General features: G+C 48.0%; 12 protein-coding genes (1 of these 12 running past the window's edge). 6 read left to right on the forward strand and 6 right to left on the reverse strand.

The genetic code is table 11. The annotated features are described in order from the left end of the window. Nucleotides 1-891, reverse strand: partial view of an acyl-CoA carboxylase subunit beta gene (locus tag BUB43_RS04615; protein ID WP_073178785.1) — the 5' portion only. 738 nt of this gene lie to the left of the window's left edge; the window shows 891 of its 1629 coding nt (coding positions 1-891); it begins with the start codon at nucleotides 889-891; its stop codon lies beyond the left edge, outside the window. Nucleotides 892-989: 98 nt separating this feature from the next. Here BUB43_RS04615 and BUB43_RS04620 point away from each other — a divergent pair, with 98 nt between their 5' ends. Next, nucleotides 990-1874, forward strand: coding sequence for a DMT family transporter (locus BUB43_RS04620; protein WP_073178787.1), 885 nt, complete (start codon nucleotides 990-992; stop codon nucleotides 1872-1874). Next, the gene (locus tag BUB43_RS04625; RefSeq protein WP_073178788.1) at nucleotides 1867-2949 is read left to right on the forward strand and encodes a putative type IX sorting system protein PorV2; all 1083 of its coding nucleotides are present in this window, start codon (nucleotides 1867-1869) and stop codon (nucleotides 2947-2949) included. Before BUB43_RS04620 ends, BUB43_RS04625 begins: the two co-directional genes overlap by 8 nt. Nucleotides 2950-2985: 36 nt before the next feature. Here BUB43_RS04625 and BUB43_RS04630 read toward each other — a convergent pair whose 3' ends face one another. Beyond that, on the reverse strand, nucleotides 2986-3903 hold the full coding sequence (locus BUB43_RS04630) for a M23 family metallopeptidase (protein ID WP_083541144.1): 918 nt from the start codon (nucleotides 3901-3903) through the stop codon (nucleotides 2986-2988). Nucleotides 3904-3996: 93 nt separating this feature from the next. On the opposite strand from BUB43_RS04630, the gene BUB43_RS04635 reads away from it, so the two are divergent. Both BUB43_RS04635 and mqo read left to right on the forward strand, forming a co-directional pair. After that, nucleotides 3997-5028: an NAD(P)H-dependent glycerol-3-phosphate dehydrogenase gene (locus BUB43_RS04635; protein WP_073178790.1), complete on the forward strand. Its 1032-nt coding sequence runs from the start codon at nucleotides 3997-3999 to the stop codon at nucleotides 5026-5028. Nucleotides 5029-5047: 19 nt separating this feature from the next. Then, complete coding sequence (mqo, locus tag BUB43_RS04640; protein ID WP_073178793.1) at nucleotides 5048-6544, forward strand: malate dehydrogenase (quinone); 1497 nt, start codon at nucleotides 5048-5050, stop codon at nucleotides 6542-6544. Between the two features lie 53 nt (nucleotides 6545-6597). Here the strand turns inward: mqo and recO are convergent, their stop codons facing one another. Genes recO through BUB43_RS04660 form a run of 4 tightly spaced genes read right to left on the reverse strand, consistent with a single transcriptional unit; the run spans nucleotide 6598 to nucleotide 11230 of the window. Continuing rightward, complete coding sequence (gene recO, locus BUB43_RS04645) at nucleotides 6598-7272, reverse strand: DNA repair protein RecO (protein WP_073178795.1); 675 nt, start codon at nucleotides 7270-7272, stop codon at nucleotides 6598-6600. Continuing rightward, nucleotides 7272-9521: a type IX secretion system anionic LPS delivery protein PorZ gene (gene porZ, locus BUB43_RS04650; RefSeq protein ID WP_073178796.1), complete on the reverse strand. Its 2250-nt coding sequence runs from the start codon at nucleotides 9519-9521 to the stop codon at nucleotides 7272-7274. The genes recO and porZ overlap by 1 nt, the downstream gene beginning before the upstream one ends. 3 nt (nucleotides 9522-9524) lie before the next feature. Next, nucleotides 9525-10469 carry a bifunctional metallophosphatase/5'-nucleotidase gene (locus BUB43_RS04655; RefSeq protein ID WP_073178798.1) on the reverse strand — a complete coding sequence of 315 codons (945 nt, stop codon included), beginning with the start codon at nucleotides 10467-10469 and terminating at the stop codon, nucleotides 9525-9527. Further along, nucleotides 10469-11230 carry a 5'-nucleotidase C-terminal domain-containing protein gene (locus tag BUB43_RS04660; RefSeq protein ID WP_073178800.1) on the reverse strand — a complete coding sequence of 254 codons (762 nt, stop codon included), beginning with the start codon at nucleotides 11228-11230 and terminating at the stop codon, nucleotides 10469-10471. Before BUB43_RS04660 ends, BUB43_RS04655 begins: the two co-directional genes overlap by 1 nt. A 105-nt stretch (nucleotides 11231-11335) precedes the next feature. Here BUB43_RS04660 and dapA point away from each other — a divergent pair, with 105 nt between their 5' ends. Both dapA and BUB43_RS04670 read left to right on the forward strand, forming a co-directional pair. After that, nucleotides 11336-12214: a 4-hydroxy-tetrahydrodipicolinate synthase gene (gene dapA / locus BUB43_RS04665; protein WP_073178802.1), complete on the forward strand. Its 879-nt coding sequence runs from the start codon at nucleotides 11336-11338 to the stop codon at nucleotides 12212-12214. A gap of 75 nt (nucleotides 12215-12289) precedes the next feature. Next, nucleotides 12290-12598 (forward strand): hypothetical protein, encoded by a 309-nt coding sequence (locus BUB43_RS04670; protein ID WP_073178804.1) that lies wholly within the window; start codon nucleotides 12290-12292, stop codon nucleotides 12596-12598. The last annotated feature ends 38 nt before the right edge of the window (nucleotides 12599-12636 follow it).

The raw sequence follows: 12636 nt of genomic DNA on the forward strand, positions 1-12636 counted from the left end.
TTCGTGCATATCGTACTGCTCGGCACGGGAGATGGGCATTAAACCAAAAATGTCTGCAGGGTTTCGTTTCGGTTTTTCTGGTTGTGTTCTGTTGAATCCTGCTTTTTTATTGTCCCCGAGGGAGGCTACTATTTTTTTAATATGATTAAGCGCATCCGCATCATCCTTAGCTCTGTAATCAGTAACCCCGGATATTTCGGAGTGCGTTTTGGCTCCGCCAAGTGTTTCATTATCAATGACTTCCCCTATTGCCGCTCTCACTAGATAGCTGCCTGCAAGGAAGATAGTCCCGGTGTTTTCCACAATGATTGCTTCATCGCTCATAGCCGGCAGATAAGCGCCCCCCGCCACGCAGCTCCCCATGATTGCTGAGATCTGCACGATGCCCATCGCACTCATTTTTGCGTTGTTCCGAAAGATTCTCCCGAAATGTTCCTTATCCGGGAAAACTTCGTCTTGCATTGGTAGGAAGGCACCGGCAGAATCCACAAGATAAATTATCGGAATACGGTTTTCCATTGCAATTTCCTGTGCCCGGAGGTTCTTCTTTGCGGTGATGGGGAAGTAGGCACCGGCTTTTACTGAGGCATCATTGGCTACCACCACGCAAAGCTTCCCCGAGATGTAGCCCAATCCAGCAACCGTGCCGCCGGCAGGGCAGCCGCCATGCTCCTCGTACATCCCGTGTCCAGCAAATGCCCCGATTTCCAGAAAATCTGTGCCTGCATCGAGGAGGAAATTTATGCGTTCCCTGGCGGTCATTTTACCCTCTTCCCGTATTTTCTGCAGCCGTTTTTTGCCGCCGCCCATTTTTATTTCTTCTAGAAGCCGGTTGATTTCCGCCAATTTCAACTTATTGTGATCTTCTCTCTTGTTGAATTCCAAATCCACGATTTAAATTTTTAAGATAAATTTTATTGCGACCTATTATAATTCGCACTAAACAGGAAACGCAAAATTGCGAAAATTATGAATAAATTTGCATCCTGATGAAAAATTCTGCTGTATTTCGGCTGCATCTAATTGTTTTTATCTGGGGCTTTACTGCTGTGCTGGGCAAGCTTATCCAAGCAGGGGCATACCCGCTTACATTCTACAGGATGCTATTCGCAGCATTTTTTCTTTTTATTTATTTAAGAATGATTCGCAAAGAATCCATCGCGGTACCTAGGAGGCTGCTGCTGCAGCTCGTTGGGATCGGTGGGCTGATGGCTGCGCACTGGCTGTGCTTTTTTTATTCTATCAAGGTCTCCAATGTCTCCATCGCGCTGTCGTGCATGTCTCTCTCCACGCTATTTGCGGCGTTTATTGAACCTATGGTATACCGCAGGCGGATAGACCTTACCGAGTTGCTTTTAGGCATCGTGATCGTTTTTTGCATCGGCTTGATTTTCAGGACGGAGTTTCACTACAAGGAGGGCATCGTTGTCGGCATTGTATGTGCGCTTCTGGGAACCATATTCTCAGTACTGAACGGGAAAATTTTTGGAAAAACTTCGGCGGGAAATATTATTTTTTACGAAATATTTGGCGGATGGCTTCTGATGGCGATTTATTTCACGATTTCTGGCGATATTTTTAGTTTTACTGAAATATCCAGTCGGGATTTAGCGTTAATACTTTTGCTTGCCAGTGTTTTTACCGCATATCCGATGTTTGAATCTGTGAGGCTAATGCAGTACATTTCTCCATTTACCTTAATTTTAACTGTAAATTTGGAGCCCGTGTACGGAATTATCCTCGCTTACCTTATCTTTGGAGAACCGGAGCACATGAGTCCCGTGTTCTATCTGGCATCCCTCGGGATGATTCTGGCGATAGTAGTTAACGGAATCATAAAAGCAAAGCAAAAATCTGTTTCTCAGTATGATTAAGAGAATTCTTCCCGTAATATTTGCCTTCAGTTCAGGCTTTGCACACTCGCAGATTGTCCGGAAATATTCCAATGAATTCCTGAACATCGGCGCGGGAGCACGCGGCCTCGCCATGGGCGGAGCGGTGATTTCCAATCAGAATGATGCCTATGCCCCGATGTGGAACCCTGCGGGGCTTACCGGCGTGGAGAGCGACTGGCAGGGCGCTGCGATGCACGCGGAATATTTTGAATCCATCGCGAAGTACGACTATATCTCCTATGCCAAAGCGCTGGACAACAACGGCGGTGCGCTGGCGCTTTCCTTGGTGCGGCTTGGGATAGATGACCTCCTCGATACTACACAAATGATAGATCCGGAGGGGAATATCGATTATGACAAGATTTCAAAGTTCTCGCAGGCAGATTATGCGGGGCTCATTTCGTATGCCTTCAGGCTGAACCAGAGGGTGGATGTGGGAGCCACCGCCAAAATCGTTTACCGGAATGTTGGGAAATTTGCCAATGGTTTTGGGTTTGGCTTTGATGTCGGTGCCCTGTATCACGCAGATTCAGGCTGGAATTTTGGCGGGATGCTGCGCGACGCCACTACTACGGTAAATTTTTGGAAGATCAATGAGGAAAAGCTCTCCGCAACTGTAGAAGGCGAAGAATTTAACCCCGCACCAGAAGATAGGCTGGAACTCACAATGCCCAAGCTAAATCTCGGCGCGAGTAGGAATTTTACGCTGTCCAGAGATCTATCGCTGCTACCTGAAGTGGGCATCAATGTGGACTTTGCTAAAACCGCGGCGGTAATTTCCACCGACTTTGCCAGCATCACGCCGTACTTCGGTGCCGAGCTGGTGTACGATAATTTAATTTTCCTACGCGCGGGGGTGAACCGTTTTCAGACCATCACCGATATCGAAAACGAAAAAAGGAAAGTTTCCTTTCAGCCCAGCGCGGGCATCGGCGTGCGCTACCGCGGCGTCACCGTGGATTATGCCATTTCCAACTCCGGGGTGGGCGGGTCTAATTATTACTCTAATTTCTTCTCACTGAAACTGGATATGGCGCCTATCCGTGGCAGATGATTTAGCGGCAAGTGCCGAGAGCCAAAAAACGAAGATTTAATTCAAAAATAGTTTCGGGTTTACGGGCGTGCCGTTGCGGTGCACCTCGTAGTGCAGGTGCGGCCCTGTGGATCGCCCATTGTTGCCCGTTTTTGCGATCACTTCGCCTACCTTTACCTCATCGTTTACCTTGGTAAGGATTTGCGAAAGATGCCCGTATAGCGTAGCGAGCCCGTTTTTGTGGGACACGATTACGCAATTCCCGTAGCCTCCTTTTACTCCGGCGAAAATTACCGTTCCCTCCGCGGTGCACCTCACATCGCTGCCATAGGGTACCGCGATGTCCATACCTTTGTGAAACTGCATTTGCTCCGGTTCGGATTCGTCGCTTTTTCCTTCCGCCTTACTTTTTCCTGTGGGCTTTTGCGCTGCTATTTTGCCCGGTATTATGTTCCCCAGGCTATCCCTTTCTTCAGGGTATATCTCTGTAGGTTTGGCAGGCTCAGGAGCTGGTTTTATATCTTTATCTTTTGGCGGAATTGGATTTTTTCTCAACCCGAAATTTGATGACACATACCCATCGGCGGGCATACCCAGCGGGGTTTGCAGCAGTTTTTCCTGAAGCTCGGCAAGGTAGCGGCTGTAGCGCTGGCTGCTCCTGGCGAGGTATACTGCGCTGGCGAGGCTGTCCGTGGAGAGTTTCTGTAGTTTTTCATTCGGGATTTTCTTTGCTGCAAAAAGATTGTTAAGACTCCGGAGATATTGATCTACATCCGCCAGATCGCTGCGCATCTGCAGAAAATCTACGCTGTCCCGCTCGTTCTTTATGGGCATCAGATTTACTTCGTACAGCTTGCCGCCTGCCTTATCTTCTGTTTTGAGTTTTAAGATCCACAACGCCTGTGCTATGATAATTGCTAAAAGAATCACTACCGACAGCGGGCTTTTTGCCACTTTTTTAAATATGTCCTTCATCGGGATTTGAAAATAAAAGCAAAAATACAAACTTAATAACAACTTAATCCCTAATGAATTAGTATCTTTGCTCTCATTATTTTTTCAGTAAAATTGGCTGCAAAAAAAGCGAAGAAATCGGAGAAAAATACCAGAACCCTGCCTGCAGTAGGCGTAGTGGGCAGCGGCAGTTTTGCCACGGCTATTGTGAAGATGTTGTTGGAGAACTGCGAATGCGTGCACTGGTGTGTACGAAGCGAGTTTGTAAAGGGCGCCATAGAGCTCCGCGGCCACAACCCGACATATCTTCCAGCGGTCAATTTTAACTTAAAATGCCTGAAGCTTACCACTGATATCAACGAGCTGGTGGCGCAGTGCGATGTGGTAGTGCTCGCCACGCCATCCATTTATCTCTCAGAAGCAGTAGAAAAACTCTATGTACCGTACGAAGGCAAGATTTTTGTTTCCGCAATAAAGGGTATTGTTCCGAAGGCAAATGATGTGGTAGCTCACTACCTGAGGGATGAATTCAACATCCCCTTTGAGCGCCAGGCGGTGCTTGCCGGCCCGTGCCACGCGGAGGAAGTGGCGATGGAGCGGCTCTCCTACCTTACCATAGCGGCTGGGTGCACCGAGGTTTGCGGGATGCTGGAGCAGGCATTTACTTCTGATTTCATCCGGGTGCACCCCAGTGCCGATATTTTAGGAAATGAATATAGCGCTATCCTGAAAAATATTTATGCCGTGGGGGCAGGCATCAGCAGCGGGCTAGGGTATGGGGACAACTATACGGCGGTCTTTGTAAGCAATGCTATCCGCGAGATGGAACATTTTCTGGAAGGCATACACGAGGTGCCCCGAGATGTGAACGAAAGCGCCTACCTTGGCGACCTAATCGTGACGGCGTACTCTCTATTTTCCAGAAACAGAAATCTTGGGAACTTAATAGGGAAGGGCTACACCGTAAAATCTGCCATCCAAAGCATGAATATGGTTGCGGAAGGCTATTACGCTGCCAAAAGCATCTACGAAACCTCCAGGGCAAAGGGCTTGCACACGCCGATCATTGATACTGTCTACAGAATCCTTTACGAGGAAAAAAATCCGGAAAAGCAGTTCCGGAAGCTAAGCACAATACTGAATTAAAAAAATAAAAAATTAAAATATGCCACAAAATAAAACTCCAAAACCGCACTACGACGCCGTAATGATCGGCGGAGGAATAATGAGCGTAACCCTTGCGATGATGCTCCACGAGCTGAACCCGGAGATGAACATAGCCATCTTTGAGAGGCTTGGGAAATTTGCCAAAGAAAGCTCCGATGCTTGGAACAACGCAGGCACCGGGCACTCCGCTTTTTGTGAGCTGAACTACACCCCGGAGGCGAAGGACGGAAGTATATCAATCTCAAAGGCTGAGAAAATCGCCGAGCAGTTCGAGGTTTCCAAGCAGTTCTGGGCATACCTCGTGGACAAGGGCTATATCGAAAACCCGGCGGATTTCATCAATACCTGCCCGCATATGAGCTTGGTTTTTGGTGAGAAAGATTCAGCTTTTTTAAAGAAAAGATTTGAGGCTCTTCAGAAATCTCAGCTTTTCGAAGGAATGGAATTCAGTAACGAGGCTGAAAAAATCAGAGAATGGGTGCCGCTGATGATGAGCGGAAGAAGCGAGGCAGAAGCCATCGCGGCCACAAGGATGCACCTGGGTACCGATGTGAATTTTGGCGAACTTACCCGGAAAATGGCGCAGTACCTCTCGCAAACTGGTAAGGTAGAAACCTTTGTTTACCACGAGGCCAAGGATATTACCCCGGATCAGAATGGTAAGTGGAGAATCACAATCAAAGACAGGATCAATAAGCACAAGCAGCGTGTTTCCGCAGATTTCCTCTTTATCGGCGCGGGCGGGTATGCCCTGCCGCTCCTGAATTCTTCGGGAATCAAAGAGTCCCAGGGCTACGGTGGGTTCCCCGTATCCGGGCAGTGGCTGGTATCGTTCAATCAGGATCTGGTAAAGCAGCACCGCGCAAAAGTCTATACCCAGGCAACGGTGGATGCGCCGCCAATGTCTGTACCGCACCTTGATTTAAGAATAATCGACGGGAGGGAGGCGCTTCTCTTCGGGCCGTTTGCCGGCTTTTCCACAAAATTCCTCAAGCAGGGCAGCTACCTGGATCTGCCGTTCAGCGTGAATTTTAAAAACCTCGTGCCGATGCTTGGTGCGGGCATTCACAACATCCCGCTTTCAAAATATCTTGTGGAGCAGGTGGCGATGACCAAATCGCAAAGAATGGCGCACCTTCGCCATTTCATAAAAGATGCCCGCGATTTTGACTGGGAGCTAAAGATAGCGGGGCAGCGCGTGCAAATCATTAAGGCCGACGAAAAAGATGGCGGAAAACTTGAATTTGGAACGGAGGTAGTAGTGAACAAAGCCGGCAATCTGGCATCGCTCCTCGGGGCGTCCCCAGGCGCCTCTACCGCGGTTTTTGCGATGCTTACTGTCATCGAAAAGTGCTTTCCGGAGCAGGTGAAAGGCGATTGGAAAGAAAAACTTTCTGCGATGATCCCATCTTACGGTAAATCGCTTGCAGAAGATGCCGGCTTGGTAAAAGAAATAAGAGATTACTCCCACAGCAAGCTTGGTTTGAAGAGATAATAAAGTTATAAAAAAACTGAAAAATCCGGCCAATAGTGGTCGGTTTTTTTTATTTATTCTGTCATTTGCTTTATCACTTCAAGAGATTTCGGGATTCTGATGCCCTGGTGATAGCTTAGAAATACCAGCAGGCTCTCCAGCAGTGCTTCCTTTTTTTGGATAGGAATTTTTTCGGCGTAATGAATCCCTGCGTCTAAAACTCGCTTCCAAATTTCAGAAACCTCTGCGCTGAAAAGTGTACTGCTCTGCTCCGCAGAAAAAATCCCTCTTTCGGGATCGAGAAAATCCCCACTACCCGACAGCGGCAGGATGCCAAATATCTCAATCAGTTTGAAGATGAATAGATAATGCGCGCTGTAATTCCTGCCCTCCAGCTGCCGGAGGAATTCTTCAACGGCGGTGTATACTGCAATGTTTCGTTGCTCATCCCGCAGCAAATCATTCAGCAAATCGGCGGCGAAAAACAATATGAGATTAGCTTTTACGCTGAATTCCCGGGAATCCTTTGCCTCAAATCTTGAAAGATATGCTAAGCTGGAGTGCCTCGTACTGTAGGAAAATTCTACTTTCTGCAAGGGTTTCAGTAGGGCTTTCTTACCTCTTCTGGATTTAAAAACAGATTTTGAAAAAAAACTTTGGTAGCCGGAGTTTTGTGAAAAAATATGCACTACGGCATCATAATCTCCCACTTTTACAAATGAGAGTAGGTAGCCTTCATCGCTGTGCATCAGTTTACTACTGCAATTTTTGCCGATGCCTTGTCGGTGCCGTCCGCATTGGTCATCAGCACGAAATAAATTCCGGACGCCACTCTTTTGCCCTTGCTGGTAAGATCCCACTCATAGGTGCCGCCGCGTGCCACCGCCTGGTGCACCAAGTTGCCGGCTGCATCCGTAATCCTGATATTTGTTTTCTCTGCAAGGCCTTTCAGGTGTACGCTGCCCTTGTACTGGGTGTAAATCACGGGGTTAGGGTAAACGAGGACATCGGAAAAGTTTTCAGTGACATTGGCAGTATACTCCTGAAAACTTACTATCCCAGAGTGTGACACGAAATATACCTTGCCGGAGGAGTCTATTTTAATGTCCGTTACGCTGTTGTCCGGCAGCGGCGAATTTTCCTTGGTGAAATGATAAATAGTCTGCTGCCCGGAAGCGCTGAGATAATACACCCCGCCGCCATCTACGGATACCCACTTGCGGTTCCCAGAATCCACCGCGATCTGAAGGATAGCCGAATCTCGGAAGAGTTCCTCGCCAAGGCCGTTTTGGCTAATGATTACGGGGTCGGTTTTCGGGTTATTTGTCACGGCATCATTGGCATTGCGGAGGATCCTCAATCCCGCATCCGTGCCCAGCCAGGCATCGCCATTATTATCGAAGGCCAGAGCGATGGCTCTGTTCGAATTTTCAGGCAGATTGTTGGTTTTACTTATATGATAAATTTTATCATCGTTCAGGTTCTGCGGCGTGCCGTTTAAGTTTATGGCAATTACTTCGCTTCGCCGAGGGTTGGTGTACCATAGAAAGCCGTTGTAATAGATAGGTTTCTGAGCCCCGGCAAAAGTTTGTGCGGATCGGCTCCCGGTGATGCTCAAATTCTGCGAGAGATGAATATAGCCGGAATAATCCGTCTTGTTAATCAGCGCTATCGTGGCGAAGATATTTTTATTCTCATCAAAAGCAAAGCCTACAGCTCTGTCATAAGCTGAGCCATATCCTATCATCAGTTGCTTTTTTAAACTGAATGTTTCGTCATTTCGTTCCAAAAGCAGAAGCCCTGTACCAAAGAAGGGACTGTTGTAATTTGCAATCAATACTTCTTTTGGATTTGCCGGATTAGGCTCCACATCTAAGATATTTAAAGTGAAGCCAAGAGATTTGGAAATCTGTGGATCAATCCATTTTTTACCGTTGAAATAGTAAAAGCCCAGGCTGCTGGCTTCTATCTGCTTATTGTAATTATCCCTGCCACCGGAGGAAACATATAGCTCCTTGTTCCTGATGCTCATCTTATAGGAAATATTGCTGTGGGGCCCGTCCGGCTTTATATTAAGATTATTTTCTGTAATAATTCCTTCCGTTAGGCTGGCGGCATAAATCCTGTTATCAAAATAAAAACCGGCGTTTATCTCGGCGTCATAAATTTTCTGGGCATTTCCAGCTCCGGGAACCTGTATTCCGAAGCTGTTGACATTTTTAAAAGTCACCACCGGTGCAGACTCTGCAACGCTGAGGTTTTTTATCACCCCATTTATTGCCAATGCCCCGCCACCGAGTTCATATAGCCAGCCATCCCCAGCCGAGTAATATATTTTTCCACCGGCATTTATCAGGTTATCAAAAGGCTGTTGGCGTATGGTGTTCCAGGATTTCGGATCAGGAAAAGTAACATTCAGCAAATGCGATTTCAGAGCACTGTCGGTAATTACAAAAACTTCCTCATCTCTTATTGCAGCTTTTCTTATGGCCTCCCCCATTATCACCGACTGCCCGAATTCCTTTTTTTCGAGGTCGAATATAGCCAGAGCATACTGGCTGGATTGTTTGCCATTCTCGTAGCCTATCGAAACCGCCGCCTGATTCCCTGTGATGGAGATATGGTTGATGCGCTTCGTGCCCCTATATCCTCCGGAGAGCGGCACATCTACTACAAGGCTAATACCCTCCGGTGTGATCACATCCAGACGCCCGTTTTCGTAGCCGATGAGTCCCGTCTTTGTTTCATTATTATAATCAAAGGCGGAAATTTTTACATCGTGTAGCCCATTGGCTTTGGAAAGTTTGCTGATCTCCCCCGAAACGGGATGGTAATAAAAAATTCCGTTCTCCGCGGCAGCTATCAGCCGCTCCCCGTCTTTACGGATGGCGAGGACATTATTGTAAGAAAACAAATCCTGCCAGCGGCTGTCGCTTATCTTCTGAGCAGAAGACAAAAAAGGTAATGCCGAAAAGATGGCAAATATAATTTTCCTCATATCTTACACAATTATGCTGCCGTCCACCGGCAGTGCGCCCCACGCGATGCGCTGCACATTTTTCTCCTTATCGAAATAATAATCCAGCCGGCCGAGGAGCAGCCCTGCCCAGCCAACCTGGTTAATGAGCACCGGTTTGCCGGCTCGGTTCATCACCTGCTGGGGCTCCGGGAGGAAGGTATGCGTATGCCCGCCGAGAATCAGGTCGATGTTTTCCGTCCGCGGAGCAAGCGTAAGGTCTGAAATCTGGTCATTGCCGTACTTGTACCCAAGGTGGGAAAGGCAGATTACCAGGTTGCATTTTTTTTCTTTCTTTAAAAATTCAGAATAATGCTGCGCCATTTCTACAGGGTCTAGGTATTGAGTCTCCCCGTAGTGCCTTTTGCCCACCAGCCCTGCCAGCTTTATACCGAGCCCAAAAATTCCCACCCGGATTCCTCCTTTTTCAAAAACTTTATATGGGAGGGTCTTCCCGCTCAGGATAGTATTGTCAAAATTATAGTTTGAAATAATATAGGGGAAATTGGCATTCGGCATTACCTTTAGCAGGCCCTCCAGTCCGTTGTCAAACTCGTGGTTGCCTATAGTGGTAGCATCGTAGCCCATCATGCTCATCAGCTTCAGCTCCAGCTCGCCGCCGAAGAGGTTGAAATAAGGCGTCCCTTGGAACACATCCCCGGAATCCAGCAGCAGCACATTTCTTTCCTTGCCTCGGATGTCGTTTATCAATTTGGCGCGCCTGGCGAAGCCGCCCTGGTTGGGGTTGCGGGTGTAGCCGGCATCGAAGGGGTCTATACGGCTGTGCTGATCGTTCGTGTGGAGTATCGTGAGCTTGTGCTGCGCTTTTTCCGCAGAGAGGTTTCTGCCGCCGGCAAACAGCATGCCGGGCGCGAATGAGGCTGCAAGTATGCCGCCGCCCGCTAGTTTCAGGAAGTGTTTTCTGTCCATTATCTGCCGGTTTTTTTGTTTTTAAAATTAAGCCGAATGTCGCTCGGTGCGGTAATTTCTGGGTTTTCCCTGAACATTTCCACGAAAGCATCCCGCAGTTTCAGCCCGGTGCTTATCATCTCTCCTTTGCCGAAAAAATCCATATTGTCCCCGCCCAGGGCGAGGTAGTCTGAAGTAGCGATTATGTAAGTCTTCTCCGGGCTCGGCGCTGCCCCCCGGATAAGGTAGTTAGTAAGCCTGCCGCTGTCGGTTTCAATATAGAGCTGAGAAACCGGATTGTTTTTCTCCGTTGTTTCATAATAGTGGAAGAGTTCCCCTATGTCCTTACCCTTTATTTTTACCAGTACCAGTTCGTTTTCAAACGGCATTACTTCGTAAATATGCCGCAGCAGTATTTCGCCGCGCCCGATGGTGGAGCGGATGCCGCCGATATTGATGATGGCCGCGTCGGGCTCCGCGATGCCGTTTTGCTTTGCCCAGCGTTTGGCGCTTTCCAGCGTGTAATCTGCCAGCAGTGCGCCCAGGTTGCTGTTGTCCCCGGTTTTTGTAAGGTCCATCGCGGTATGCGAGATGCGCTCGTTCATCTGCTTTTCCATGGTGTTGCGGTAGGGCTCTATCGTGGCGCTCACGCGCGGCTCATCCTCCAGCTCCGCGGTGATGGCGATGTTTTTCTGAGTATGCACATCCGCTACTGCCAGCGGAGCCCTGCAGGCGGATAGCGCTACGGAGGCGGCAGCGAGCGCGAAAAATTTTCTTTTCATCGGAGAGAAAGTCTTGCGGGCAAATATAATGATATACTCTAAAAATCGGTTGCAAATCCGGCGCATACTCGGTTATTTTTTTTAAATTTGGATAAAAGATTTGCTATGGAAAAACTTAGAGGTGTTGGGGTGGCCCTGGTGACGCCTTTTCAGGATGATTTGTCAGTCGATTTCGAAGCGCTCACCCGCCTGATAGAATTTAATATAGAAAACGGCACAAACTACCTCGTGGCGATGGGTACCACCGCAGAGGCAGCCACGCTGAGCACGGAGGAGAGGTCGCAGGTCATCAGCCATATTATTAAGGCGAATTCCGGCAGGCTGCCGCTCGTCCTCGGCATCGGTGGCAACAATACCGCCGAGGTAAGACATCAGATCGAGGCTGCGGATCTTTCGGAATTCGAGGCAGTGCTTTCGGTCTCTCCCTATTACAATAAGCCAAACCAGGAGGGGCTTTACCAGCATTACAAAACCCTCGCGGAAACGGGCAAACAAATCATCATCTACAATGTACCGGGCAGAACCGGGCAGAACATAGACGCTGATACCACGCTGCGGCTCGCCGGGGAGTTCCCGAATCTTTTTATGATAAAGGAGGCAGCGCCGAACATCAGCCAGTATTTCGATATTTTAAGGAAAAAGCCCGCGCACTTCAGCCTTTGCTCCGGTGACGATGAGTATACGCTGCCCGTCACGCTAGCGGGTGGGAGCGGCGTGATTTCGGTAATCGCGCAGGCTTACCCGAAAGAATTTTCAGATATGGTACAGCTTGCTTTCAGCAGGAAGGTGGACGAGGCCTATGAAATTCACAACAGGCTTGTGGATATTACGCGGCTTATCTTCGCGGAGGGGAATCCGTGTGGCATCAAAACCGTGCTGGCAGAAAAAGGCATCATCAAAAACAATCTGCGCCTGCCGCTGGTGAAAGCATCCGATATTCTCCAGGAAAAAATCCGGAACGAAATGCGAGAGATTTCTTTTTAAGGAAATTTTAACAATTTTCTACCGTCTTCGGCAGCATATTTGCGGTAAACTATTCAAATTTTAAATCTTATAATTATGAGCGATTCAAACAAAAAAGAAGTCCTTCTAGGAACAGCAGCAGTAGTGGGCGTAGGTGCGCTAGCTTATTATCTGACTAAGGGAAATGACAAAAAATCCCTGAAAAAAACTAAGAAAAAAGTAAACAAATTTGCGCACAATGCTTCTGATAAATTTGAAGACTGGAGAGACGAGGCAGAAGATAAAGTAGAGGATGCAAAGGAAACCATTTCCGACTTCGTAAATGATGTTCTGGATTATATCGTGGATAACCGCAAACTTATCGAGAACACAGTATCTTACGCTACTAAGATTTTTGGAAAATAATCCTACACAAAAGTTGAGACAAAACCTGCAGATTGCTG

Source organism: Cruoricaptor ignavus, from assembly GCF_900141665.1.
Lineage (GTDB): Bacteria > Bacteroidota > Bacteroidia > Flavobacteriales > Weeksellaceae > Cruoricaptor > Cruoricaptor ignavus.